The organism is Paraburkholderia sp. EB58, from assembly GCF_050436665.1.
Lineage (GTDB): Bacteria > Pseudomonadota > Gammaproteobacteria > Burkholderiales > Burkholderiaceae > Paraburkholderia.
Genome location: NZ_JBNDMQ010000026.1, coordinates 60,244 through 86,494 on the forward strand (window position 1 = coordinate 60,244; position 26,251 = coordinate 86,494).

Below are 26,251 nucleotides of genomic sequence, written 5' to 3' on the forward strand. Positions count from 1 at the left end.
ATGAAACTACGCATTTGGTCCCGTCTTTGGCTCCGCCTTTGGCCCGATACGCTGTATGGACGGCTCGTGCTGATTCTCGTCGTCGGCATGTTTGCGGGGCAATTCCTCACCAGCACGATCTGGTTCGAGACCCACGACAACCGCACGCTCGAAATTCCCGCACGGCTCTTTGCCAGCCGCCTCGCCGATACTGTCCGGCTGCTGCAGCAAGCTCCGGATGAAACCACGCGCCGCACGATCGCCGCGGAGCTCGCCGATCAGCGCTACCGCCTGCAATGGATCGATGCGCCCGCCGCTGCACCCGCAGGCTCGCTCGCGCAGCGCACGGTCGGCGATCTGATAACAGGTGTGATTCACCGGCGGCTCGGCGAGCCGATCGAGGTCCGCTTGCTCGACGTTCAGCTGCGCGACGAAACGGGCCATCACGACGGCATCCTCAGTCTGTTCAATTCGCGCATGCCGTCCGGCGATTTTCATCTGCAGTTGAGGCTGCCGCAGGGCGAATGGCTCGATGTGCGGGCCAACGAAGGACAGGCAGGAATGCTGACCGAACCGGGCTCGCTCGTGCTCGATTATCTGTTGCGGATCTATCTGGTGCGGCTAACGGCGGTCCTCCTGCTCGCACTCGTGGCTGTGCGTTTCGCAGTGAAACCGTTGAAGGAACTTGCCAAAGCGGCCGAGGCGCTTGGCCGCAACATCTATCGGCCGCCGCTGCCGGTGACGGGACCGTTGGAAGTACGAACCGCCGCGCAGTCGTTCAATTCGATGCAGGAGCAACTCACCCGCAGCCTCGCTGAACGCACCCGTTTTTTGACGGCCGTCTCGCACGATCTGCGCTCGCCGCTCACCCGGTTGCGGCTGCGTATGGAGATGCTGCCCGACGCCGAATCGCGGGAACGCCTGCGCGGTGATCTCGACGAGATGGAGGCCATGGTGAGCGCGACGCTCGACGCCGTTCAGGGCGTGGAGATTACAGAGGCACGTCATGAGATCGACATCAATTCGATGCTGGAAGGGCTCGCGGAGGACGCACGTGAAGCGGGCCATGACGTCCATGTAGAAGGCCGCGCGGATCGTCCGTTGTCAGGGTATCCGCGAAATCTGAAGCGGTGCTTGCAGAACCTGCTCGACAATGCGATCCGCTATGGTGGAGTGGCACGAATCAGCGTTAGCGACGGCGACGTCACGCTGCGCATCGTCGTGAGCGATCAGGGCCCCGGCATTGCCGACGAGGCCTTGCTCGAACGCGTGTTCGAACCGTACTTTCGTGTCTCGAGTTCGCGTAACGGCGCAAGCGGCGGTACCGGCCTCGGGCTGACCATTGCGCGCAGCGTGGCTGCCGCGCATGGCGGCACGCTCACACTACGCAACGGCGCGGTCAAAGGATTGGAGGCGACGCTCGCGTTGCCACGCGATGGCCGCGCCGCTGAATTGTCGTGGCGAATCCGATGAGCATGCACGCAGCGACCCGAATCACCCTTTCTTGCCCTCTGCTGCCGCCGCGCGTGCAGCATCCTCTTCCTGTAGTTTGCGCCACAGGATCTTGCCGCTACCGGACTTGGGCAGCGACGTCACGAACTCGACCAGCCGCGGCGCCTTATAAGGCGCCATCTGCTCATGCGCCCAGGCAATGACCTCGCTCTCGGTCAACTTACCCGCGTAGCTCGCAGCGGGCACCACCAGCGCCTTCACGGTCTCGCCGCGGCGCTCGTCCTGCACGCCGATCACACAGACCTCGTGAATGCCCGGATGCCGGTACATCAGCGCCTCCACCTCCGCAGGCCAGACTTTGTAGCCCGACGCGTTGATCATCCGTTTGAGGCGGTCGGTCATGAAGAAATAGCCGTCCTCGTCGACATGTCCCAGATCGCCGGTGCGTAAAAAGCGTTTGCCGTCGAGCTCGACGAAGGCTTCCGCCGTACCCTGCGGATTGCGCCAGTAACCCTGCATCACCTGCGGCCCATTCACGACAATCTCGCCGGTCTCGCCTCGCGCCAACTCCTGCAGCGTGGCCGGGTCGATCACCCGCGCATCGAGATCGAACACCGGGATGCCAAGGCATTGGGGCTTAGGACGCTGCGGCGGGTTGATGTGCGTCGCCGCGATCGTCTCGGACATGCCGTAGCCTTCCACATAGTCGAGGCCAGTCAGATCTTTGAGCTTGCGGGCAATCGCGGCGGGCATCGCCGCGCCGCCGCCACGCGTGCCGCTCAGTTTCGAAAGATCGTATTCGCCAAGCTTAGGGTTGGACAGAAAATCGACCATCATCGTCGAAATGGACTGCCACGAGGTGACACCATAACGTTGCATGCATTGCGCCGCTGCGTCGCGATCCCAGCGCGGCAATATGACGATCGTTGCGCCCGCATATAACGGTCCATTCATGCCACCTTGCATGCCGGTGACGTGAAACAGCGGCAACACCGACAGATGCGTGCTGTCCTGCGACCCCGAGAACCAGACATTGCAGCCGACCAGGGTGCTCATAACGCTGCGATGCGTGTGCATGCAACCCTTCGGCTTGCCCGTCGTGCCCGACGTGTAGGGCATCACGCAGAGGTCGTCCGGACCCGCGGTCAAAGGCCCTGGTGCGAGGCGGCGTTCGAGCACCGTACTCCAGGCTGTCACGCCGGGACGTTCGATCGACCGCTTCGGCGCCGCCACGAATTCGGGCGGCGTGATCGACGACGGGCGTTTCAGGTAGTCGCTATACGTTGCGACAATTGCATACTTCAATCCCTGCCCGGGCGCCTCGCCCAGCAATGGCTCGATCTGCGGATAGAGGTCCTGCGGCACGATTGCGGTCGTCGCACCGCTGTCCTCCACGTAGTGGCGTACTTCGTCGGTCATGTTCATCGGATTGACCGGCACGACCACCGCATTCGCACGCAAGATCCCGTAATAGGCCAGCACCCATTGCGGACTATTCTGCATATACAGCAGCACGCGATCTCCGGCCTTTACTTCGCACTCCTGTTGCAGAAAACCGGCGATTCGCTCGGCCTCATCCCTGAACTCCGCGAAACTGACCGGCGTGTCGTAGAAGATGATGAACGGCTTGTCCGGAAACCGGGTCGCCGCAACCTCGGCGTTATAAAACAGGCTGGTTTGCGGCAAGCTCAAATGGCGTGGCACGCCAACCGGCCAATGTGCGTGATGAAGGGCATTCATGGGTGTTTCCTCTCGTCACACGATGCTTGCGCCGCCGTCCACCGCCAGATACTGGCCCGTGATATGGCGCGATGCCTCGCTTGCGAGAAACACCACCGAGCCCTTCAGGTCTTCCTCGCCGCCGAGCCGATGCAGCGGCGAATGCGCGACGATCGATTCGCCCATCGAGGCGAGCAGACCCGCCGACATCTTCGACGGAAAAAAGCCCGGGCAAATCGCATTGACGTTGATATTGTGGCGGCCCCACTCCGAGGCCAGCGCCCGCGTAAAGTTGATCGCCGCGGCCTTCGAAGTGTTGTAGGCGATCGTATTCATGCCCGCGGGCGCGCCCTTCAGGCCCGCGATCGAGGCGATGTTAATGATCTTGCCGGTGCGGCGCGGAATCATGCTGCGCTTGCCGACTTCACGCGCGAGAAAGAACGGCGCGTTGACGTTCAGATTCATGACCTTGTGCCACGCTTCGTCAGGATAGTCCTCCGCTGGGGCACCCCATGTGGCGCCGGCGTTGTTGACGAGAATATCGATGTGGCTGTAGGCGGCCAGCACGTCGCTGACAAGATCGGGAATCCTCTCGAATTTGCCGAGGTCGTTGACGAAAGTTTGGACTTCAATGCCGCGCCCTTCCAGATGCGCTTTCGCCCCCGCAAGCTCGTCGGCCTTGCGCGCGGTGATCGCCACACGGCAACCCATTTCGCCGAGCGCCTCGGCCATCTGCAGACCGAGCCCGCGCGAGCCGCCGGTAATCAGTGCCACCTTCCCTTCCAGTTGAAACAGGTCTTTCACGTGCATCCGGCGTCTCCTTGATGAGGGTTCTGCTAGGCAGATAGGTCTGCTTTTTCAACCCATCATACGTGTGGAGATTCGCCGTGTAAATAAAAGCATGATCGTTTTATTTCTATCTAAACCGGTGGGGAGTTCTTGTCATCGGGAATTACCCGACTGTCGGCGAGACGGCTACAGGCTAGCGTTTTCGACAACCCGGCCTTCTGCACGCCAACGCAGCATGCCGCCCGCGAGGTTGGCAACGGCCTCGAATCCTGACTGCCGCAATATGACCGTGGCTTGCGCCGAACGTCCGCCAGCCCGACACACCGTCACGATCGGGCGTTCCTTCGCGAGTTCAGTAGCGCGCCCAGCCAGATTGCCGAGTGAAATGAGTCTGGCTGCGGGAATGCGCCCCAGCGGCCCGTCGAACTCGTCAGGCTCGCGCACGTCGACGATCTGGACCGAACGGAGATTTTCTTCGAGCCATTGGGGGTTGATTTCCCAGATGCCCGCAAAGGTGTACGTCAACGGCGCCCAATCGGGCTCGGCCGTCTGCGTGGGGTCGCTTGCGGCCATGCCGCATTTCAGGTTGGCCGGCACCGCGACATCAATCTGCTTGGGATGCGGCAAGCGCAGGTTCGTCATGTATCCGGTGAAATCCTCTTCGCACAGTTCACCGCCGAGGCGCGGATTGAAGCGCCGCTCCTCGCCTACACTCGTGACCGTCAAGCCGCGGTAGTCGTGGGCCGGATAAAGCAGGCATGTTTCAGGCAAACTGAAAATCTGGCTGTGGACCGCCCGGAACATCGCGCGCGCATCACCGTGCTGGAAATCGGTCCGGCCCGTGCCCCTGATCAACAGGCAATCTCCGGTAAACGCCATAGTCTCGTCGTCGAGTACAAAGCTGACGCATCCATTCGTATGGCCAGGTGTCGCGCGCACTTCCAGGTGCCGCGCACCGAACTCACACCGGTCGCCATGGCTCAGATAGCGGCCCGCGCCTTCGGCGCCGCTCGCGGCCGATATTGCAATCTGGCTGCCCGTGCGGCGCTTCAGCATCCATGCGCCGGTCACATGATCGGCGTGGACATGGGTGTCGATGGTGTATAGCAGGCGCAATCCAAGTTCATCGATCAGTGCGGTGTCCCGGCGCACCTGTTCAAATACCGGATCGATCAGCACAGCTTCTCCCGTTGCGCTATCGGCAAGCAAATAGGTGTAGGTAGACGATTGCTGATCGAATAGCTGCCGGAAGATCAACACGGTTTCGCTCCGTCGCCTCGCCTCCGCGAGGACCTGAAAATGGGGTTAAGCGAGGCTTCGACAAACCGTCCTGCAGGAAGTCGGATTCGCCAGCGCCAGTTCAGAAGACCGGGCACGCAGGCGCACCCGGATTCACTTCGGGCGCCGGCCTCGGGAGTACCTCGCGCTCGCTGCTTCACTTTACGCGAATCTTACTTCGGTTGGGCCACGTACCGCAGGTAAGGCTTCACAGTTTTGAAACCCTGCGGATATTTTTGCATCGCTGCATCGTTCGAAACCGATGTCGGAATGATGACGTCTTCGCCCGGCTTCCAGTTCACCGGCGTCGCCACCGTATGTTTCGCGTTCAGCTGCAGCGAATCAAGCAGACGCAGCACCTCGTCGAAATTGCGGCCTGAACTCATCGGATACACGAGCATGGCTTTGACTTTCTTGTCCGGCCCGATGAGAAACACTGAGCGTACCGTCGCGTTGTCCACGGCGGTGCGCGGGCCGCCGCTCGCGTTCGGGTGAATCATGTCGTAGAGCTTCGCGACAGTCAGGTCCGAATCGCCGATCAGCGGGTAGTTGATCGCATGTCCCTGGGTCTCCTCGATATCCCCCATCCACTTCTGGTGGTCGCTGACGGGATCCACGCTCAGTCCGATAATTTTGGTGTTGCGCTTGTCGAACTCCGGCTTGAGTCCGGCCAGATATCCAAGCTCAGTGGTGCAAACGGGCGTGAAATCCTTCGGGTGTGAAAACAGGACCACCCAATGGTCGCCGATCCACTCGTGAAAACGGATCGTCCCTTCGGTGGTTTCCGCGGTGAAATCGGGAGCTTCCTCTCCAAGTCGAATTGACATCTTCATCCTCCATTGAGGGGCGCCAGGGTACTCGCGCCGCTGTCGAAGCGCCGGCCCCGGGCTGCGTGGCTGTTTAGTCAGGCGATTGGTTTAACTCGTGATCAGCCTCCGGCTCGTTGAACTGTAATGCGCGGGAGGCCACCATCGGCGGACGCAGTAGATTCAGAGGCCCTCCCCAAATAGCCGTGATGCGGGGCGAGCACCGGGATACTCTGCGGTCGCGCTTATAGCGTAGGACAAAAAAAGACTTTCACATTGCGAATCCGCCGTTTACACATATGCATCCGAAGGTCATTTACTCGCTACCCCTGTTTGATGTCTGTAGCGCGGTCGTGGTATGCGTTTGCATAACTAACTGGGGCATCTCGCGTACACGATCAATGCGCCTTCGGCTGGAAGAGCGTGGCGTTGGCTTTGACGTATTCGTCGACCGTCATAGGCTTTCTACCCGTCACGGCCTCAACCACATTGTTGGTGCCTGCAAACTCTCCGTTCTGGTAGGCGCGGTAAACCGCGACGATGTGCTGGATAAAATGCTCCGGCATTCCAATCGTTTTCAGCCGCGCGCCAAAGTCCTCGAAGCTTTCCGGTTCGTAGTGGATCTTTCGGCCCAATGCCTCCCCGACGGCGCTCGCGAGTTCATCGTGACTCATTTCCACTGCGCCGAAGAGCGGATAGACCTTGCCGGCATGCGGAGCCGGGTCCAGCAGAATATTGGCGATGACGAGACCCTGGTCTTGCGCCGAGATGGGCGCGTGACGTCCTTCTCCCGCCGGAACCTTGATAAGGTCGTGATTAGCGATGAGCGGTAGTTGAAACCCGTACGTCAACCATTCCATGAAAAACGTCGGCCGCAGATGCGTAACCGGAACGCCAGCCCAGTCGAATACGCGTTCCCCGTACCAATGCGAACGCGCGGAATCGCTCACGGCATCAACCTTTGCAGAAATCTGCGACATGTTGACGATTGAACGGACGCCTGCGCTCCTCGCCGCCTCCGCAAAGTACGCGGTGGCATCGACGAGGTGCGACTGCTGAACCGGGTATACGAAGTACGCGCCCGTTACCCCCTGTAACGCAGCGCGAACTGCCCGCCCATCGAGAAGATCGCCCGTAACGACCTCAACGCCTTTACGCCGCAACGCCGCGGCCCGATCATCTTCGTTATGCACAAAGGCTCGCACGCTTGCGTCTTTTGCCAGCAAGCTATCGATAGCGTAGCCGCCGGTATCGCCTGTTGCGCCAGTTATCAGATATAGATCACGACTCATTTGCTTCTCCAGAATGGTATTGCGTAGGAACAGCGGTCATTGGATCGCCGAGGTCACGGCAAGTAACACGTGTATATGCACATATCGTGCCGTGCTCAATTTGCTGCTTCGTCCTTGCCGTTTGATCCGGCGATTGTCGGGTTCGACCATGCTCATCTGTTCGCCGATTATTTAGAGTATACTCGACATCTAAATGGCACAAGGTTTATTTGTGAGGGACAGGGAGAAAGCGATGAGAAAGTCGAAAAGCGATACGGCAGAAACAAGGAAGCGCATCGTCTCGACGGCAGCGCAGGTGTTTCTGGATCAAGGGATAGCCGCAACGGGCATAGCCGATGTGATGGCCGCCGCGGGGCTCACCCAGGGCGGCTTCTATCGTCACTTCGACTCGAAGGAACAGTTGATCGCCGAGGCGAATAGCGCCGCGTTCGATGAGCTACTCACGATGTTCGAGACCAAAATGGCGGGCAAACCGCCACGCGAAGCGCTTGATACGATCGTGCGTCTCTACCTCCATCAGCGCCGCGGCAAGGATCCCGTGTTCCTTTGCCCCTTGGCCAATCTGGGCAGCGAATTGCAGCGTTGGAACGACGAGGTCAAGGCTGGCGCCATGGACGGATATCAGCGTCTCGTTCGACTTGTGGCCGCGCAAACGGAGCGCCTCGAGATTCGAGATCATCAACGCGTTGCCGACGCGATCGTATCCACGATCGTGGGCGCGGTGACGCTGTCCCAACTCGCACCTGATGCCACCAAGGCGAAGGCCATGCTCGCCAACGCGCAATTCGTGGTTGGCGTCCTCTTGCAGTCTCCGGAAGGATCACGGTGCGCCTGAGGAGAAGCCACATGCCGGTAGAATCGAGCCTTACGGAACCAACCTGCTGGCACGCGCCACGCTCGCCTCAACACAGTGACCACCACCCTCGACCAACTGCTCGCCGGACAATTAGCAGGTACGCAGCGCCTGAAGTTAGCCTGCGGACTGAGCGAATTTCCGCGTGAAATTTTCGATCTGGCGGACACGCTGGAAATCCTCGATCTCTCCGGCAACGCGCTCTCGTCGCTACCGGACGACTTGCCGCGCCTGCATAAACTGCGCATTCTCTTCTGCTCCGATAATCGGTTCACTGAGTTGCCCGAAGTCCTCGGTCGGTGCAAGCAGTTGAGCATGGTGGGCTTCAAGGCGAACCAGATCCGCACGGTGTCAGGCAAATCGCTGCCGCACGCGCTTCGTTGGCTCATCCTGACGGACAACGAAGTGGAGGCGCTTCCGCCTGAAATCGGCAACTGCACGCAACTCCAAAAACTGATGCTGGCGGGCAACCGCCTGCAGACGTTGCCGTCGCAGTTGGCTGCATGCTCCCGTCTTGAACTGACTCGGCTCGCGGCGAATCGGCTTACGGAACTGCCCGCGTGGTTGCTCGCGTTACCTCGACTCTCATGGCTCGCCTACGCGGGCAATCCGTTCACGGCGTCGCTGGAAGCCGCTGCACTGGACGAAACACCCATCGCGGAAATGCATTGGGAAGCGTTGGAACTGCATCATCAACTTGGCGAGGGCGCCTCGGGTGTCATCCATCGGGCAGCGCATCGGCATCCTAACGAAGACGATCGCCATGTTGCCGTGAAGCTGTTCAAAGGCGACGTTACAAGCGACGGCTTGCCGCACTCCGAGATGGCCGCCTGCATCAACGCAGGCTCCCATCCCAACCTGATTCGGGTGCTCGGCAAGTTGAAGGACCATCCTGAAGACAGCCACGGCCTGGTGATGGAGTTGGTCGATCCGGAATTCAGAAACCTGGCCGGGCCACCTAGCCTCGAGTCGTGCACGCGAGACGTTTATAGCGAAGGCACCCACTTCGATCTCGCCTCGGCGTTGCGCATCGCACACGGTATCGCTTTGGCCGCCGGTCATTTGCACGAGCAAGGCATCATGCACGGCGACCTGTACGCCCACAATATTCTGCATTGCGGAGAAGGACGGGCGTTGCTTGGAGACTTTGGCGCGGCATCCTTCTACGCACCGGATGATCAAGCGCTGGCCCCGTCGCTTCAGCGCATTGAAGTACGGGCCTTCGGTTGCCTGCTCGAAGAGTTGATCGCGCGATGCGATGAACTTCAGTCGGTATCAGCGTCCACTGCCCAGGCCACCTTGGCGCAACTCAGGGACGCCTGTATGAGCGAGGCGGTTGCGGGCCGGCCGTCATTCGATGAGATCGTGGATACGTTATCCACATTGAGGGGTACGCGGCAAGATCCTGGCGGTGTGTGACAACGCCGGCGAGCGTCGCCGCAATTCTCGTCAATTGCCGACACGAGGATCAGTTTTAGCGCGACGCAGCATTTTTTGATCGCCGCGGCGCGTCACGCTAACGACGCCGCCTCTATGCGTTTCGAAATGAGAAATAAAAAACCGACTCATTCGTCGCACGAATTAAACATATCCGGCCCCGATAAGGAACCGGATCATGTACGGTGATATACGCAGTAAAGGACGTGGCGCCCAAGCACCACGGATCGAAACGTCGGCAATCAGGGGCACGATGCAGCCCGCATTTCCTAGCCGCTAATCGCGCGCCACAATCTGATCATTGACGCGTGCCTCGCCTGTCACGAGACAGCTCGAGAGGAAGTTCTGGCCTTGCCCGCTGGACGCCGCGTCCGAGAAGCCCTTGTCCATCGCGCCCAGCCGGACCATCTCGGCCCCTCGTTCGCACGATATCGAGCCTTCTTCCCCGGCTTGTGCATGGGTCAGTGCGCGGCCCGCTGTCAAATACGCAAGGAGCATCAGTACAGCAATATTAAATACGCGTCTCATGAGTAGCCTCCTCTTGACGAGAAGACTAGCGCGAACCTTGCTCAGACGGTGTTAGGGCTTTCCCGATTAGGGCGAAGTCGGATGACCTGAGTCAATAAGGACGCCGCACTTTACCGAGTACGGGTTTTCCCTTCGTCAAAACTGTCACGACCCCATGTTGCATCGCAGTAAATGCGCCGCAGCAAATTCTCTGTTAGTACGGCCGATCATTCGCCGTGACAGCGTCCAGGCACTCGTGGTCGAGCGCGGCAGGCAACTCATCACGCAGGAATTCGACCCACGTGCGTATCTTCGCATCGACATACTGGCGCGACGGATATAACGCATAGACGTTCGTGTGCTGCGATGTGTACTCCGGAAGAATGCGCACCAGTTCGCCGCTCCGCAGGCCATTAGCCGCAGAGTAAAAAGGCAACAACCCAATGCCCATCCCCTCGCCCACCGCAACCGCCAGCGCCTCCGCGACATTGACGCAGAACTTCGCCCCGCCATGCGCGAACGTCTCCCGGCCGCGTGGCCCCTGAAACACCCACTCGTGCGCCGGAAAGATCGGCGTGACTGTTAGCAGACAGCTGTGCGCGGCAAGGTCCGCGGGCGTCCTCGGCACGCCGTTGCGTTCGAGGTACGCCGGCGACGCACAGGCAATGCTGAACGTGTTGCCAAGGCGCTGCGAGATCAGCCCCGAGTCGGGCAACTCCTCGGCAAGCACGAGCGCGACGTCATAGCCCTCGTCGAGCAGATCGGGCTCACGCTGTGCGAGCGTCAGCTCCACCTTTACATCCGGATAACGCTGCTGATAACGACCCACAGCGGGCACCACGCAATGCTGGCCAATACCCGTCATGGCGTGGACCTTCAGCTTGCCGGACGGACGTGCCTGAGCATCGCTCGCCTCGGCTTCGGCCTCATCGACACACGCGAGAATCTCTTCACAACGATGCAGATAGCGCTCGCCCGCTTCGGTGAGTGCGATGCGGCGCGTCGTACGGTTAAGCAAGCGCGTACGCAGACGCGCTTCGAGATCCGAGACCGCGCGTGACGCATAAGCGGTGGTGGTGTTGAGGTGCTGCGCAGCACCGGTGAAACTGCCCGCTTCGACGACGCGAACGAGCACGCGCATTTTTTGTAGCGTATCCATACGATCCTTCAAAAACCCGTTGGGATTGTTGCATGAATAACGCCTGCGATTTTCTCGAATCCGGTAAAGATGCGTTGCACTCCTTGAGTTTGTAAGGTGATCCATTCCTCCTGCTTGACTCACCACCCATAGCCAGGCTCTACTCAAATCCGGCTACGCATTAAAGCGTATAGCGCAGGCTGCCGCGCGCAGCAGTTTTCACGGATACCAGGAGGAAGCGATGCTTCCAACAGCACAGACGTACGAGACTTTGGCGGCAACCTTTGCATGGCAGATTCCCGAGCGATACAACATCGGCGTGGACGTGTGCGACAAATGGGCCAATGGCTCGGGCCGCCTTGCATTGATCTACGAGCAGCGCGACGGCAGCGCCACACGCTATAGCTTCGACGATCTCAAGGCCCGCTCCAACCAGTTCGCCAACGCGCTGCGCCGCAGTGGCGTCGTGCAAGGCGACCGCGTGGCGATCTTCCTGCCGCAATCGCCCGAAACCGCCATTGCGCATCTGGCGGCCTACAAGGCGGGCTGCATCGCGGTGCCCCTCTTCGCGCTGTTCGGCGTCGACGCGATTCAGTATCGGCTCGCGGACAGCGCCGCAGCGGCGCTCATCACCGATGCGGCAGGTCTGCAAAAACTCGCTGAAATCCGCCACACGCTGCCCGGACTAAAAGCGGTGTATTGCGTTGGCGGCGAACATGCCGCACACGCCGATCAGGACGCCGCGGCGAGCGACGTCCACGCCTTCTGGGACGCGCTCAATGCCGAGCCCGAGGCGTTCACGCCGGTCGACACTTCATCGGAAGATCCCGCCGTCATCATCTATACCTCGGGCACCACAGGCAAACCGAAAGGCGCGTTGCACGCGCAGCGCGTCCTGCTTGGGCACCTGCCCGGCGTGGAGCTGTCGCAAGCGTACTTTCCTGCGCACGCCAAGGTGATCTGGACCCCGGCAGACTGGGCGTGGATCGGCGGTCTCTTCGACGTCCTGCTGCCCGCGTGGCATCACGGAGTGACCGTACTCGCGCGCCGCTTCGACAAATTCGACGGCGAGGCGGCGTTCGACCTGATGTCTCGCCACGCGGTCACGCATACGTTCCTGCCGCCTACGGCCCTCAAAATGATGCGCACCGTGCCGCAGCCTGAGCGCTGGAAACTATCGTTGCACGCGGTGGCAAGCGGTGGCGAATCGCTCGGCGAAGAACTGATCGCATGGGGACGCGCCGCGCTCGGCGTGACCATCAACGAGTTCTATGGGCAGACCGAGTGCAACGTCGTGGTGTCGTCGTGTGCGTCGCTGTTCCCGCCGCAAATCGGCGCCATCGGCAAGGCGGTGCCGGGCCACGAGGTGGAGATTGTCGACGACGACGGTCAGCCCGTGGCGAACGGCGCGATCGGCAACATTGCGATTGCCAGCCCCGATCCCGTGATGTTTCTCGGCTACTGGCGCAATGAGGCCGCCACGCGCGACAAATTCCGCGGCCGCTATCTGCTCACCGGCGATCTGGGCCAACGCGATGACGATGGCTTCATTCGCTTTGTCGGGCGCAACGACGACGTGATTACCAGCGCTGGATATCGAATCGGGCCAGCCTCGATCGAGGACTGCCTGCTCCAGCATCCGGCGGTCTGCATGGCAGCGGTGGTCGGCGCACCGGATGCACAGCGCACCGAGATCGTACTGGCGTTTGTAGTGCTGAATGCCGGCTTCAACCCTGGCGACGATCTGGTACGCGAGATTCAGCAGCACGTGAAGACGCGCCTCGCCGCGCACGAGTATCCGCGCGAGATACGCTTCGTGGATAGCTTGCCGATGACGGCGACGGGCAAGGTGATGCGCAAGGAGCTGCGTGCGAGTCTCATTGCGCCTGCCTCATCCAGTGCCAATGCCAACGCCAATGTCAACGCCAACGCCGATGTCGAATGGAAAATCCGCACGGACCTGGCGGCGCTGTACCGCCTCGTCGCGCATTTCCGCATGACGGACATGATCGACACGCACATTACCGCGCGCTTGCCAGGCGCCACGCCGACGTTTCTGATCAACCGCTACGGTGTGCTGTTTCATGAAATGTGTGCGTCGGACCTGGTCAAGATCGACCACCTGGGTCGCGTCATCGACGAACGCGCCAAAACCGAGCCCGCGCGCTTTCGCGTCAATGCCGCCGGCTTCACGATCCACTCGGCCGTCCATTTGGCGCGCGAGGACCTACACTTCGTGGTCCATACGCATACGGCCGCCGGCATCGGCGTCGCCGCTCAAGAGCATGGCCTGCTGCCGATCAGCCAGCACGCGCTGAAGTTCTACGGCAAGCTCGGCTATCACGACTACGAAGGCATTGCGCTGGATCTCGCAGAACGCGAGCGCCTCGTGCGCGACCTCGGTCCGCATAAGGCGATGATCCTGCGCAACCATGGTCTGCTCGCCGGTGGCGAGAGTGCGGCCGCCGCGTTTCACGAGATTTATTTTCTCGAGCGCGCCTGCCAGGCGCAGATTGCGGCGCTCGCGGGCGGCGCGACGCTGCGGATTCCGCCAGCGTCAGTGTGCGAACTGACGGCTAGCCAGTTCAATCGCGACGACTCCGAGGGGATCACCGAGTTGGCGTGGCTGGCCGCGCTGCGTCTGATCGACAATACGGGTTCAGACTACCGACGCTAACGGCCTTGGCCGCAAACGGGCATAATTCCTGGTGCTGCGCGCCGTCGCAGCAATCAACGTGCTTAGCAGCAGGAGCTACGTGCTCAGGCTGCGAAGTCGCTCAACAAGCCTCGGCACAATCAACGGAACCCTCGAATTGCAAAGCCTACGTGCAGACGAAGCGCTGACCCACCCCGGATCCCTGCTTGCCCTCGACGGGCGCATCGTCGCGCCGTACGACCTTGAGCAGCGCGATACGGAGATCGGCGAGCACGTCGCACTCGCGAGCCAGCCCGGCATCCTCAACGCAGCGGCGCAGCCGTTCAAACTCGATTACTCGAAGATCGCCGCCGTCCATGTGATCAATGGCATGGGCGTGACGCTCGGCGATTCGATCATCGGCCTGACTGCATTAAATGCGATCCGGCACGCCCATCCGCAAGTGCGTTTCGTGGTCTACCGGCCTGAACTCTCACCGCCTTACGTCGAACAGATCTACGCTCTGGCCGCAGGTAAGGTCGCGGAAATACGTCGGTTGCCGTGGCCGCTCGCCGATATTCCGTCCGACGAAACGCGCATCGACATGGGCAACCACCTCTTCTGGCCGGGCTTCATGTCATTGCCGATGATCGACTTTTTCCTCGGTGCGCTCGGCGTGCCGCCCGAGAGCGTCCCGTCTGCGAACAAGGCTAATCGCTGGCTGCAGATGCTCGAGTTGCCACACTTGCCAGAGGCCTGGCGGGACCAGCCTTATGTGCTGTTTTGCCCGACGGCCAGCACGTCGATCCGCAGCATTCCGCAGCCGGTGCGCGCCACACTGGTGAGTCGCCTGATTGAACGCTTCGGTCTGCCTGTGCTCGGTTTTGGACCTATGGATCATCCGCATTACGTCGATGTGGCGGACATCTCTACAAGCACTGCGCACTTTCTTGCTTGGATCAGACACGCTCGCTACGTGCTGACCTCCGACACCGCGGCCGTGCATATCGCCGCCGGATTTGATGTTCCTACCACAGCATTTTTCACCACCATCGCGCCTGAACTGCGGGTGCGGGACTATCCGTATTGCCAGCCTGTCACGCTAGATCTACCCGAGTTACGCAACGTGCAGGCGAGCGATCGCGAGCAGGACGTGGCGCGCTTGAACGCGGCGTATGAGGCGGCCGTAAGCGGGGAACTGCCTTTTGCGCTGCAGCGCACAGCGTCGATTGAGGGGGCGGCAACGGAGTCGAGCCAGCCATGACCAGGGGTAGGCACGCCGGATGCTGGTTAGCGGTGGTACTGCAACCATCAATCGGAGGAGAACTCTCATGCCCTATATCCTTGGCTGGTTACTCGGTGTGCCGCTCATCGTCCTCGTCATCCTGTATCTGATCTTCCATTGACGTGACGCCCTAAGAAGCACAGTGCCTACTGGCGCCCGCGCGGCAATCTCGCGCGCGCGTCATGGCTTTCCGCCGTTGCGTTCTGCGAACGCAACGGCGGAAACTTGTTAGTGGCTCGATATTAGCCCTGCACGGTCCGGCGCGGTTGCGGACCGCGCAACTTCTCCGGTCGACTCTCTCGTCAAGCCGCGTTACCGCGGCACGACAACAACCGGCTGCGCGTACATCACATTGGCTGCGGGCATCGGCCCATAGTTGGTGGGAGCCGGCACGACAACTGTCGTGTACACCGGCAGTGGCTTCGGCACAGGCGGCGGCACAGCCACGGCGACAGGGACCGGCAAAACGACTGGAACCGTATAAGGCGGCGGTGGCGTGTAGTAATACGCGGGCCGCACAGGCGGACCGTAGTAATAGACCGGACGCGGCTCAGCCACTACGACGGCCGCAGGCGCATAGGCCACGACCACCCGCGAGAACGCGCTGGACGAACAGGCAAAACCAAATGCCGCCGCGGCGGATGCGCAGACAAAACGAATTTTCACGTGAACTCCCGGTGCAATGAACGAAGGTGGTCGCCTTCGCTTCTGAAGAAGCGAGACCGGATGATTCGGATTGCTGATGTACTGGATCCGATCGATCGGTCCGCTCGTGGCGGCGACCGACGAAAGATACGCAAAACGCCCACGCTCAAACAGCGATAACTTGTTTCATTCCATGTCGCGCGAACCGCATATACCGCTTTCACAGCACCCCTGCGTCCTGCACCGAACCGCGACATACGGTGACATGATTTCCAAATTGCCTTCCCCGCCAGAGTCGACAAGAATTCGGCCTGTCATTGAACGGATCGCGGCACAACGCTGACGACGCACGATGGCAAACTCCTCGGAGAACGAGATGAAGAAGATGTTGACGATTCTGGCGCTGTCCCTGGCTTGCACCGGCGCCTTTGCGCAAACCACGACGCAGCCCATGGGCGGCAACCCGCAGCGCATGGCACAGATGGCCCAGCAGTTGCAAACCCGCTTTGCCAGCGCGAATTCCACGCAAGACGGCAAGCTGACCCGGCAACAGGCGGCAGCCGGCATGCCGATGGTCGCGCGGTATTTCGACCAGATCGATACGGCGAAAGCCGGCTACGTGACCTTGCCGCAGATCGAAGCATTCATGCAGCAGCGCGCGGCAGCGCACTGAATGAGGCATTCATCAGAGGGATCGTAGGCGCGTCAGGCGTCCGGTGGATATGATCGCACTGTCCCCGAAAACCGCTATTCTGTTACCCGGATGCGCGCCTAAAGAGCCCACCACGGAGCCCACTACGGAGCCTACGCATGGATCGACCCGCGAAAATCATCGTGCTCGACGACGAGGCCGAATTGCGCAATATGTTGCAGCGCTTCCTCACCGGCCATGGCTTCGAAGTGCGCGTCGTCGAGGACAGCAAACGGCTCGATCGCTACCTGCAGCGCGAGCCGTACGATCTGCTGGTGCTCGATCTGATGATCGGCGAGGAGAACGGCCTTGAAATATGCAGCCGCCTGCGCGCAGAAGGGCAAACGCTTCCTATCCTGATGCTGACCGCCAAGGGCGACCCGCTAGACAAGGTGGTGGGGCTCGAAACAGGCGCCGACGATTACCTCGCCAAACCCTTCCTGCCGCGCGAACTGGTGGCGCGAATCCGCGCATTGCTGCGGCGCCAGAAAATCGCCTCTGGCGATCCGACGGTCGTCTCGCAGAGCGTGCGCTTCGGCGATTTCAGCCTCGACATCGCCAGGCAATCGCTCTCGCGCAAGGGCGAGCCACTCGACATTCACTCCGCGCAGATGCTGCTGCTGGTTGCGCTTGCGTCGTCGCCAAACCGGCCCGTCAGCCGCGACAACCTGATTGCGCGCGCGCGTGGCCGCGACCACGATGCGCTCGATCGCAGCATCGACGTGCAGGTATTGCGCTTGCGCCAGATCGTCGAGGAAGATCCGTCCAAGCCACGCTTCATCAAGACTGTCTGGGGCGTTGGCTACATGCTGATCGCCGACGTCGAATCATGAGCGTGGCCTTGAGGCGCCTCGGATTGCCCAGAACCCTGCTCGCGCGCAACATCGCACTTTTGATCGTACTGGTCATGCTGTCGCAGGTCTGTTCACTCGCCGTGTTGCTGCACTACGTGCAAAAACCGCGCGTCGAGCGCACGGCCGCTGTGTTCGCCAACTACGTCATCACGCTCGATGGGCTGTTCGAAGCCGCCCCCGACAGTGCGCGCGATGCGCTGGTAGCGCGTCTCAACCACGGCGCACAGCCGCCGGGCGCGGACGAGCTTGAGACGACGTCGAGCCTGCCGCATTTCTACATCACCTATCAGCGCGAGGTGTTTCTGGACGCCCTGCGCCAACATCTGCCTGCCGATATGCTGGTGCGCTGGCAAACCCTGGGGGGGCAGCGTCTGTGGATCCGGATTCATGCGCATGACCTGCCCTACTGGATCGCGCTGCCAATTCCTGAGGATGCCCGTGGCGCAGGTCTCGACGCGGCCATCTTCCTCTCGCTCGGCCTCGCCGCAGCGGCCGCGCTCACCGGCTATCTGATCCAGCGGCACCTGAACCGGCCGCTGCAAAATCTGGCGCATGCGGCGCGGCGCGTAAGTTCGGGTGAGGCACCGCCGCCGCTACCGACCGACGGCCCCACAGAAATCGCCGAGGTGAGTAGCGCCTTCAATCAGATGACGCAAGCGTTGCAGCAGGCCGAAGCGACGCGCGCGGTGATGTTGGCCGGCATCTCGCACGACATCCGCACGCCGCTCACCAAACTGCGGCTGGCGATGGCCATGGCGATTACCGACAACGGCGACGACAGCTTTGTGGTGGCCGCCGAAGCGTACCTCGACCAGATCGAAACCATCCTCCAGCAATTCATGGACTATGCCGGCAGTGGCGAGCGCGAGACGCCCCAACCCGGCGACCTCAATGCGCTAGTCAGCCGGCTCGCCGCAGATTTTGCGGGGCTGGGTCACGAATTCGAGCTCTCGCTGGGTTCAGTTCCGGCATTTCCGTTTCGTCCTATCACCATGATGCGGCTCTTGATGAACCTGATGCAGAACGCCGTAGTTTACGGCCGCGTGGGCCTAGCCGTGCGCACATGGGTGCAGAGCGGCAACGCTTACGTCGCGGTCGGCGATCGCGGCGAAGGGCTCGCGCCGCACGAACTCGAAGCCTTGAAGGCACCGTTTCAGCGCGGCCGCAACGCACGGTCCCGGGCGGGTGGAACAGGACTCGGGCTCGCTATCGTCGAACGTATCGCGCGATTGCACGGTGGTTCGTTGCAGTTTCATGCACGTGAAGGAGGCGGGCTCGAGGTTTGGGTGGTGTTGCCACTCGTCGCGGAAGTGTCAGGCCGTTAAACAGCACCAGGTCACAACGTATCGCATGATTGCATGCATGCGTCTTGCTTGGGATTTTCAGCCTCGTACAATGAGTACCGGCACGCGGTGTCACGCGGAGCGGATGCAGTGCTTCAAGCGACACGGCACTCGAAAGATGACCCCCTTCGAGGAGCACATCATGGCGAACACCGAGTATTTGTTATCGCATCAGGACCTCGTCAAGGCCGTGATCATTCATCAGGACATTCATGAGGGATTCTGGCGCCTGAATATCAACTTCAACGTTGCCGCGACACACGGCAAGGACGCGCCGGACCCGTGCGTAGCGGTGACGATTCAAGGCATCGGCATCATGAAAGCGGATCCCAGCGACGAGATGGCGGTGAACGCGGCGCTCCTCAACCCGGGAAAAATCAAACCGATGGCCGGGAAGACGCCCGACGCACCCAGCGGCATGCAGTTTTGCCGCGATGTGTACCGCAACGTCGCGGTTCGTCTCGATGACGCGGCGAGGCCGGCCACCGCCTCGACCGCGGTCGACCTGCGCACACAACACAAATAAATGTCTGAGGCGGTCGTTTTCAGGCCGCCCGCTAGGTACGCCGCGCGGCCCGCATCATCGCCACGTAGAGCACAGCGCCCGCCACTGCACCGATCAGCCAGCCAAAGTTGTTGTCCGGCAAGACGTGCAGCAGTTGCGTGCAGAGCTCCCAGCCCACCGAGATGACTCCGGAAATGACGAGCGCGGAAATACCCACCTTGTTCCAGCCGCCGTCGTAATAGAAGCGCCCTTGCGGCGACATGCTGTACAGCTGGGCCGTTTCGACCTGCTGCTTCTTGATGAGGTAAAAGTCCGCCATCATCACGCCATACAGCGGCGCGAGCACCGAACCGAACACGCTGACGAAGATCGTAATCGCCTTCGGGCTATCGACGAAAATCCACGGACACACGAGCACCGCGAGAATGGAGGCCACGAGACCACCCTTCTTGAAGTCGATATGCTTGGGAAACAGGTTCGCGATGTCGTAAGCGGGCGACACGAAATTGGCCACGATATTGATGCCCATGGTCGCCACGATGAAGGTCAGGCTGCCGATCACCACGGCCACCTTGTTCTGGATGTGGGCGACGATCGACACCGGGTCCATGATCATCGAGCCGAACACGGTGGCGCTCCCCGAGGTCACGATCACCGTGATGATGGCGAAGACGATGAAATTGACTGGCAGTCCGAGGAAATTGCCCACCTTCATCTGACGCTCGCTTTTGGCAAAGCGCGAGAAATCGCCGAAGTTGAGCAGCAGCGCGGCGAAGTAGCTCACCACCAGCAGCGTGGCGTTGCCCATGCTGGCGAATTGCTCGCTGCCGGACAGCACCTTGCCGCCAAGCGTCAGGCTCAGACTGCCTAAGCCCGCCTGCGAGAGGATCCAGGCCATCAGCGCGAACATCACCACGTACACGGCTGGCCCGCAGAAATCGATGAATTTGCGGATCGTCTCCATGCCGCGCTGGAAGATGATCAACTGGAATACCCACATGAACAGGAAGCTAACCCACCCGAGTCCATCGAGCCGCAAAAAGCTGAAGTCGTGCAGCGCCGTGGCCGCCGGGAAGAACAGGATGACGAGCGTCGCCACCGCTTTCGACGCAAAGTAGGTCTGCACACCGTACCAGACAATGCCAACCACGCCACGGATCACGGCCGCGAGGTTCGCGCCCATCACGCCCATACTGACGCGGGCCATCACCGGAAACGGAATGCCGTGCACGAAGCTGGGTTTGCCGACCAGGTTCATCAGCACGTAGACGATCAGGATGCCTATGGTCAGCGCAATCAGCACCTGCCAGCCGGAAATGCCGAGCAGGAACAGGCTCGCCGCAAACGTGTACCCGCCGACGCTGTGCACGTCCGACATCCACATGGCGAAGATGCAATAGCCGGTCCAGGTGCGCTTGTTGAGCGGAACCGGCGCAAGGTCGTGGTTATACAGACGTTCGTCGGTCTGTGGGACATGCCCACCCGCATCGCGCGGGGCGCCACCATCGATAAGCGGTGAGGTCGACATGTCTCCCCCTCTTGCTGTGCCTGACGAGTGGTCCCGGCGCTATCCGCTGCCGGGCTGTGGATGGGTCGCGTGCCAACCGGCCTGCCGCTCGCCATTGCAACAATATAGATGGTTCCACGAAAAAAAAGACTGCGCCGAAATAATCGACCAGCGCCAATGCCCGCAAAGTGCAAACTGTGGGATAGACGGCCGGTTCGATGCTTAGGCGTGCTAGTAGAGCGCGGCGCGCTCTTTTTTGCTCTCTACTGCAGATGCTGACCGCCGTTGATGGCGATGTTTGCGCCGGTGACGAAGGCCGCCTCCCGCGAGCACAGATAGAGCACGAGTGCCGCTACTTCGTCGGGTTGCCCGAGCCGCCCAATCGGGATTTGCGGAATAATTTTGCTGTCGAGTACGTCTTGCGGCACGGCCATGACCATTTTGGTGGCGATGAAACCAGGCGATACGGTATTGACCGTCACGCCCTTTTTAGCCACTTCGAGCGCCAGCGACTTCGTAAATCCATGCATGCCGGCCTTGGCGGCAGCATAGTTGGTCTGGCCGAAGCCGCCCTTGGAGCCGATGATGGAGGCGATGTTGATAATGCGCCCCCACCCGCGCTCCACCATGCCGTCGCAAAGCGGCTTCGTCATGTTGAAGAGCGAATCGAGGTTGGTACGCAGCACCGCGTCCCAATTGACCTTGTCGAGCTTTTTGAAGCTGGCGTCGCGCGTGATGCCGGCGTTGTTGACGAGAATGTCGACATTGCCCACATCGGCCTGAAGCCGCTGCGCGCCCTCCTGACACGAGCCATAATCGGCGACGTCCACCTCGAAGGCGTGGAAGCGGCGCCCCGCCGCTTCCATCCGCTCCAGCCAGGCGCGCGCACCGGTGTTGGCGGGCGAGTAGGTGACAGCCGTCGTATAACCCGCGTCGTGCAACTTGACGGCAATGGCTTCGCCGATCCCGCCCATTCCACCGGTGACTAATGCGATCTGGTTTGTCATGGCGACTGCCTCGCGTGAGAGGATCCTGATCCGGTCACCGCGCGTTCAGCCTGGCCGGCCGCTCACCCGGTCGTTGCACCCGATGCTTTCGGTGTGTGCGAGAGCACCGCTTCGAAGCCGCCTTCGGCCATGTTGACGGCCTGCCGAACCGACTTGTTGACACTGTCGTAGAGCGCGCTGCTCGAGTCGATCAGCTTCTTAAGCGCAACAACGGCTGCTTCGGAGCCGGCTGGCGCCTGCTTCGATACGTCCTCGAAGAGCGCCTGCACCCGGCGATTGTGCGCTTCGTACTGCGCCCCTGCAATCGCTGCGAAACCCGTGTGCGTGCTGAGGGCGATCTCGTACAGACCGCGGTAGTACGACTGTGCCCGTTCGGCGAGCGCGCCATTGCGGCCGGCTTGCTGCGCGACGAACGCTTGCGGGTCGCTCGCGGATAGCAGCGTGTGCGTGTCGGCGATCGCTGACCTGGCCGTTTGCAGATTCAACTCCGTCAGCTTTTGAAAACCCGCAAAGGCCAAATTGGCCACGCTGTAAAACGCTTCGAGGTTGGCCTTTTGAGCCGCGGCAAGCTGCTCCGGAAACCACTCGTTCATCGTAACTCTCCTGAAATCGATTCGCCGTTACGCTCCCTGGATTGGCGAGGCACGCACGAGTCATGGAATGGCTAGGAGGGGACGACGAGCGTGTTGCAGCACGCTGGCATCGCAATGTCTCGTTCGTCCCCGCGATATTGTCTTGTTTTAAATAAGCATAACAAACTAACTCTACGATCTCTCAGGTTTTATAACAGCACGTGCGTTCACTTTATCGTCCTATGGAATCCTCGGCTGAGCGGTGCGGACCACATTGCGTTGCAAGGACGTTCGTTCAGTGAATCCGCCCGGCGGCCTTCAGGAACGAATGACCTTCGTGGGTCAATCGCGGCAGCGCCTGACCCGACGAAGCATGTTCAAGGCTGACGAGTCGGCGTGACAGCAGCACGTCGAGATCGGCCCGGTCTACCTCCAGTTGCTCCGTAGCGTCCTTGACCAGCATCAGCGTGGCGAATTCGTGAGGGCTCAGCATCTTCGTCTCCCAAGTTTTTAGGTGCTGCGTCGACGGGATCCTGACGGCCTACCGTCGCGTCCCGAACCTGACTCGTTGAACGGATACCGCAAATATGACTCTTCCCCGACTCGACACGCACAGCGCATCGAGAGAAGTCATCTTAATTCGGGACAGCGCAAATGATCAATATGTGGGAAAAATCTTTTTGAGATGAATTCCGTCTGATGATTCGGACGTGCGGCAACCGCGCAATATGCGCTCGCCCCGTGCAGACAGGCGTTTGAACGTGGTCGGGTAGGACGGCTGAGACGCCGTTAGACAAGGCGCTGCCAGGGTAAACAGGTGCGGCAGACGCTCGAGTGCGCTCTCGCCGCAGAGAAGAGTGCTCGACGCCGCTGGTGGAAAACGTTTTCAGTTTTACACGCAGACGTTGGGCGTGCCGCAGAGATCGGCAGTTGGTCAGGGAAATGCGTCCATGCCCGACGAGCACATCGTTCGGCGTCGGTCACACCGGAGACTGCCCGCCACGCCGCCTACGGTGGAGGCGGCGCGACACCAGGTTGCCGCTTGTGGCCGCACCGGTTTAGCGGAACGAATATCCGCCGAACCGGAAGCTTGTCCCGGGCATGGAAGCACCCTGAAAATATACCTGTAGCACGGATGGACGGGCTTCTTAAATGCTCACCGCCAGCTGCTGCCCTCGGAACAATCTTCTTGTAAAATGATATTTACTTGAAGACTCTTCCGAGCTCACGATGACAACCCGAAACCGTCCACTGGACAACCAGGATCGAAAGATCATGCGGGAGCTGCAGAAGAACGCACGGCTCTCGAATGCAGAGCTTGCGGAGCTGGTCGGCATGTCGACCACCGCGTGCTGGAATCGCACCCGTCAACTCGAGACCGAAGGCTACATTCGAGGGTACGTAGCGTTGCTCGATCAGCAGAAGCTGGGCTTCGCTGACGTGGTGATCCTCGAGGTGACACTGGACCGTCACGACGAGGACGCGCTCGCGCGCTTCGGTGCCGAATTGGCCACGCTGTCCGAAGTGCTCGAGGCGTATCTGGTTTCGGGCGAATACGACTATCTGGTGAAGGTAGCGGTAGACGGAACCGCCGGATACGAGCGTTTTCTGCGCGAGAAACTGTATCGGATCTCCGGCATCCGTCACAGCCGATCGATGTTCGCATTGCGCTGCATGAAGAGCATTCCGTCAGTGCAAATCTAAGCATGCGTTTCGAACGCATTGGTTTATGTCTCGCACTCCGTAATATCTTCGTGCACCGAATTGTCTGATAGATCGCGGCCGCATGTGATGTAACGGCCGGGTTAGGTCGCACGTGACGGGAACACGTAACATCTTCTGCATACCGAACTGCACGCTCCGCGCAATGCTTCGCTTTCGAGTGAGCTTGGACATGCGCGAAAGCGGCTACTGTACAGCATGCCATTCGCCGCCAGTTCGGGCACAAAGCGGCGGGGGTGCGCCCTGCTACTTCCCGCCTCCCTGCGCAGCACCCGCGCGCGCATGTTCCATCGCCTCAAGCAAGGTGGCGTGATCACCGATATGGTTTGCCAGCAACAGGATTAACTGCGCGTTAGCCAACTGGCTCTGCGCATCGTCAAAGTCGCGATGCATATCGATCAGTGCTTCGTAGAAATCGTCGGGACGTGCGAGATTCGGCTGCGTGTTGAGTGTCATCGTTATCTCCTGTTCGATGCGACGCCGCGTTCACGCCGCGCCAGCCACGCATAACGCGCGCTTCAATGCCTGCTCAACGCTGCTGGCGTCAACGCGACGCCAACGCGCACAAACGTGCTGATCGGGGCGAATCAGATAGAAAGTACTAGGCGCAGCGTCGTAGCGTGTCCTCGCCAGGCCCTCCGTGTCGTGCAAAACCGTCGCGTGGGACATCGCAACATCGAGAGCAAACGTCATCTCCGCGTCGTCCGCACTCGCCAGCACGACAAGCTTCAAAGCAACCGGTCCGCGCTGCAGCGCGTGAAGCGCTTCACGCGTCGCCATATCGACACCATCATTGCCGCAGAACAGCACGCCCGTGAACTGCTGGCCAAGCTGTTGCAGCAGCCAGGCCGGTTGTCCACCAACCTGAAGCGGCGCATCGCAACACGGCGCGCCGGGCACCATCTGACCAGCGAAGCTATCGCTGTCAGCAGTATTAAGCGCCGAATCGCGCAACACCGCAGGCACCGACAGTCGCCCGCTATTCACCAGCTGCCGCGCGAACGCGTGATCCCGTGCGAGCTTAAGCACGGCATCGCGAAACAACCGGCTAACAGCACTTTTGGGTGTGATGAAATCGGTGGAGCGAGTGGAGTTACGGATATTTTCGTCGGCGGCATACTCGCGCTCGCTTGCGTACGTGTCGAGCAAGGCATCCGACGCGCGCCCCGCCAGCACCATCGCCAGCTTCCACGCGAGGTTCTCCGCGTCCTGCACACCGCTGTTCGCCCCGCGCGCGCCGAACGGCGAGACGCCGTGCGCCGAGTCGCCGGCGAACAGCACATTGCCGTGACGAAAGCGGTCCATCCGCAAACACGAGAATGTATAGACGCTCACCCACTCCAGCTCGAACTTCGCATCAGGGCCGAGCAACGCACGTACACGCGGAATCACGCGTTCTGGCGTTTTTTCGAGCACGGGGTCCGCATCCCAGCCAAGCTGGAAATCGATGCGCCACACATTGTCCGGCTGGCGATGCAACAGCACCGACTGATTCGGATGAAACGGCGGATCGAACCAGAACCAGCGCTCGATGGGAAAGTCCGCTTCCATCTTGACGTCGGCGATCAGGAAGCGGTCATTGAACGTGCGGCCGTGGGTGTCGAGCCCCATCAGTTTGCGAATCGGACTGTGCGAGCCGTCCGCCGCCACCACATAACGGCCGCACAGCGAATATTCCCCGTCAGGCGTTTCGACCGAAAGCGCGACGTTGGCGTCCTCGCTGCCGGGTGTGCCATCCTGCTGCAAACCCACCACCTTGCTCTTCCAGCGAATCTCGAGATTCGGCAGTTCGCGCGCTCGCTCCAGCAGATAGCCTTCCACGTAGTACTGCTGAAGATTGATGAAAGCAGGCCGGTTGTGACCGCTCTCCGTTAGCAGATTGAACATGTAGACCAGTTCATCTTTCAGGAACACCTTGCCGACGTTCCACCTAATGCCCTTATCCACCATCCGCTGACCGCAGCCGAGCCGATCGAAAATATCGAGCGAGCGCTTCGAAAAGCAGATCGCCCGCGATCCGGTCGACAGGCAACAGTCGTCGTCGACCAGCACGACCGGCACGCCCTGCTGCGCGAGGTCGATTGCAGTGGCGAGGCCCACCGGACCCGCACCGACCACGATCACCGGATACGCCGTCGCCTGCGTACCGCCCTGCTGCTCGCGGCACGGCTGGTAATCGAACGACAGCGTCTGGTAGTCGATACTCATCCTTTGTCTCCGTCCTTCTGCAGGCTT

At 60.8% G+C, this 26,251-nt stretch carries 24 protein-coding genes and 1 pseudogene; 11 read left to right on the forward strand and 14 right to left on the reverse strand.

Going from position 1 to position 26,251, the window contains the following annotated elements; translation table 11 throughout:
* Complete coding sequence (locus P3T40_RS30520; RefSeq protein ID WP_429271433.1) at positions 1–1,452, forward strand: ATP-binding protein; 1,452 nt, start codon at positions 1–3, stop codon at positions 1,450–1,452.
* A 21-nt stretch (positions 1,453–1,473) separates the two neighbouring features.
* Here the strand turns inward: P3T40_RS30520 and P3T40_RS30525 are convergent, their stop codons facing one another.
* From P3T40_RS30525 to P3T40_RS30545, 5 genes are all read right to left on the reverse strand, one after another.
* Positions 1,474–3,171: a long-chain fatty acid--CoA ligase gene (locus P3T40_RS30525; RefSeq protein ID WP_429271434.1), complete on the reverse strand. Its 1,698-nt coding sequence runs from the start codon at positions 3,169–3,171 to the stop codon at positions 1,474–1,476.
* A gap of 15 nt (positions 3,172–3,186) precedes the next feature.
* Positions 3,187–3,960 carry an SDR family oxidoreductase gene (locus tag P3T40_RS30530; RefSeq protein ID WP_429271435.1) on the reverse strand — a complete coding sequence of 258 codons (774 nt, stop codon included), beginning with the start codon at positions 3,958–3,960 and terminating at the stop codon, positions 3,187–3,189.
* A gap of 165 nt (positions 3,961–4,125) precedes the next feature.
* Positions 4,126–5,196 (reverse strand): MBL fold metallo-hydrolase, encoded by a 1,071-nt coding sequence (locus P3T40_RS30535; protein WP_429271498.1) that lies wholly within the window; start codon positions 5,194–5,196, stop codon positions 4,126–4,128.
* Between the two features lie 194 nt (positions 5,197–5,390).
* A complete protein-coding gene (locus P3T40_RS30540; protein ID WP_429271436.1) occupies positions 5,391–6,044 on the reverse strand; it encodes a peroxiredoxin in 654 nt (217 codons plus the stop codon).
* Positions 6,045–6,421: 377 nt separating this feature from the next.
* On the reverse strand, positions 6,422–7,315 hold the full coding sequence (locus tag P3T40_RS30545) for an NmrA family NAD(P)-binding protein (protein ID WP_429271437.1): 894 nt from the start codon (positions 7,313–7,315) through the stop codon (positions 6,422–6,424).
* A gap of 232 nt (positions 7,316–7,547) precedes the next feature.
* Between P3T40_RS30545 and P3T40_RS30550 the strand changes: the two genes are divergently transcribed.
* Together P3T40_RS30550 and P3T40_RS30555 are read left to right on the forward strand one after the other, a co-directional pair.
* Complete coding sequence (locus P3T40_RS30550) at positions 7,548–8,150, forward strand: TetR/AcrR family transcriptional regulator (protein WP_429271438.1); 603 nt, start codon at positions 7,548–7,550, stop codon at positions 8,148–8,150.
* A gap of 75 nt (positions 8,151–8,225) precedes the next feature.
* Positions 8,226–9,587, forward strand: coding sequence for a leucine-rich repeat-containing protein kinase family protein (locus P3T40_RS30555; protein ID WP_429271439.1), 1,362 nt, complete (start codon positions 8,226–8,228; stop codon positions 9,585–9,587).
* 294 nt (positions 9,588–9,881) lie between these two features.
* Here P3T40_RS30555 and P3T40_RS30560 read toward each other — a convergent pair whose 3' ends face one another.
* Both P3T40_RS30560 and P3T40_RS30565 read right to left on the reverse strand, forming a co-directional pair.
* Positions 9,882–10,133, reverse strand: a complete 252-nt coding sequence (locus tag P3T40_RS30560) for a hypothetical protein (RefSeq protein WP_429271440.1) — start codon at positions 10,131–10,133, stop codon at positions 9,882–9,884.
* Between the two features lie 193 nt (positions 10,134–10,326).
* Entirely contained in the window at positions 10,327–11,271 is a 945-nt protein-coding gene (locus P3T40_RS30565) for a LysR family transcriptional regulator (RefSeq protein WP_429271441.1), read from the reverse strand.
* 220 nt (positions 11,272–11,491) lie between these two features.
* Here P3T40_RS30565 and P3T40_RS30570 point away from each other — a divergent pair.
* The 3 genes and pseudogenes from P3T40_RS30570 to P3T40_RS30580 all read left to right on the forward strand — a co-directional run.
* A pseudogene (locus P3T40_RS30570) lies at positions 11,492–13,129 on the forward strand (acyl-CoA synthetase); the annotation flags it as partial.
* Positions 13,103–13,927 carry a class II aldolase/adducin family protein gene (locus P3T40_RS30575; RefSeq protein ID WP_429271499.1) on the forward strand — a complete coding sequence of 275 codons (825 nt, stop codon included), beginning with the start codon at positions 13,103–13,105 and terminating at the stop codon, positions 13,925–13,927. The pseudogene P3T40_RS30570 and the gene P3T40_RS30575, both read left to right, overlap by 27 nt.
* A 118-nt stretch (positions 13,928–14,045) precedes the next feature.
* Positions 14,046–15,149 carry a glycosyltransferase family 9 protein gene (locus P3T40_RS30580; RefSeq protein WP_429271500.1) on the forward strand — a complete coding sequence of 368 codons (1,104 nt, stop codon included), beginning with the start codon at positions 14,046–14,048 and terminating at the stop codon, positions 15,147–15,149.
* Positions 15,150–15,482: 333 nt separating this feature from the next.
* Here the strand turns inward: P3T40_RS30580 and P3T40_RS30585 are convergent, their stop codons facing one another.
* On the reverse strand, positions 15,483–15,836 hold the full coding sequence (locus P3T40_RS30585) for a hypothetical protein (protein ID WP_429271442.1): 354 nt from the start codon (positions 15,834–15,836) through the stop codon (positions 15,483–15,485).
* A gap of 355 nt (positions 15,837–16,191) precedes the next feature.
* Between P3T40_RS30585 and P3T40_RS30590 the strand changes: the two genes are divergently transcribed.
* From P3T40_RS30590 to P3T40_RS30605, 4 genes are all read left to right on the forward strand, one after another.
* Positions 16,192–16,488, forward strand: a complete 297-nt coding sequence (locus P3T40_RS30590) for an EF-hand domain-containing protein (RefSeq protein WP_429271443.1) — start codon at positions 16,192–16,194, stop codon at positions 16,486–16,488.
* Positions 16,489–16,625: 137 nt separating this feature from the next.
* A complete protein-coding gene (locus P3T40_RS30595; RefSeq protein WP_429271444.1) occupies positions 16,626–17,339 on the forward strand; it encodes a response regulator in 714 nt (237 codons plus the stop codon).
* The gene (locus P3T40_RS30600; RefSeq protein ID WP_429271445.1) at positions 17,336–18,685 is read left to right on the forward strand and encodes an ATP-binding protein; all 1,350 of its coding nucleotides are present in this window, start codon (positions 17,336–17,338) and stop codon (positions 18,683–18,685) included. Before P3T40_RS30595 ends, P3T40_RS30600 begins: the two co-directional genes overlap by 4 nt.
* A 160-nt stretch (positions 18,686–18,845) precedes the next feature.
* The gene (locus tag P3T40_RS30605; RefSeq protein ID WP_429271446.1) at positions 18,846–19,229 is read left to right on the forward strand and encodes a hypothetical protein; all 384 of its coding nucleotides are present in this window, start codon (positions 18,846–18,848) and stop codon (positions 19,227–19,229) included.
* A 31-nt stretch (positions 19,230–19,260) separates the two neighbouring features.
* On the opposite strand, the gene P3T40_RS30610 is transcribed toward P3T40_RS30605, so the two are convergent.
* The 4 genes from P3T40_RS30610 to P3T40_RS30625 form a co-directional block, all read right to left on the reverse strand.
* Entirely contained in the window at positions 19,261–20,736 is a 1,476-nt protein-coding gene (locus P3T40_RS30610) for an NCS1 family nucleobase:cation symporter-1 (protein WP_429271447.1), read from the reverse strand.
* 242 nt (positions 20,737–20,978) lie between these two features.
* Positions 20,979–21,722: an acetoacetyl-CoA reductase gene (phbB, locus tag P3T40_RS30615; RefSeq protein ID WP_429271448.1), complete on the reverse strand. Its 744-nt coding sequence runs from the start codon at positions 21,720–21,722 to the stop codon at positions 20,979–20,981.
* Between the two features lie 62 nt (positions 21,723–21,784).
* The gene (phaP, locus tag P3T40_RS30620; protein WP_429271449.1) at positions 21,785–22,315 is read right to left on the reverse strand and encodes a TIGR01841 family phasin; all 531 of its coding nucleotides are present in this window, start codon (positions 22,313–22,315) and stop codon (positions 21,785–21,787) included.
* A 274-nt stretch (positions 22,316–22,589) separates the two neighbouring features.
* Entirely contained in the window at positions 22,590–22,787 is a 198-nt protein-coding gene (locus tag P3T40_RS30625; protein WP_429271450.1) for a hypothetical protein, read from the reverse strand.
* Between the two features lie 737 nt (positions 22,788–23,524).
* On the opposite strand from P3T40_RS30625, the gene P3T40_RS30630 reads away from it, so the two are divergent.
* Positions 23,525–23,998, forward strand: coding sequence for an Lrp/AsnC family transcriptional regulator (locus P3T40_RS30630; protein ID WP_429271451.1), 474 nt, complete (start codon positions 23,525–23,527; stop codon positions 23,996–23,998).
* 264 nt (positions 23,999–24,262) lie between these two features.
* On the opposite strand, the gene P3T40_RS30635 is transcribed toward P3T40_RS30630, so the two are convergent.
* Positions 24,263–24,472, reverse strand: a complete 210-nt coding sequence (locus tag P3T40_RS30635; RefSeq protein ID WP_429271452.1) for a DUF2783 domain-containing protein — start codon at positions 24,470–24,472, stop codon at positions 24,263–24,265.
* Positions 24,473–24,502: 30 nt separating this feature from the next.
* Entirely contained in the window at positions 24,503–26,224 is a 1,722-nt protein-coding gene (locus tag P3T40_RS30640) for an FAD-dependent oxidoreductase (RefSeq protein ID WP_429271453.1), read from the reverse strand.
* Positions 26,225–26,251: the final 27 nt, after the last annotated feature.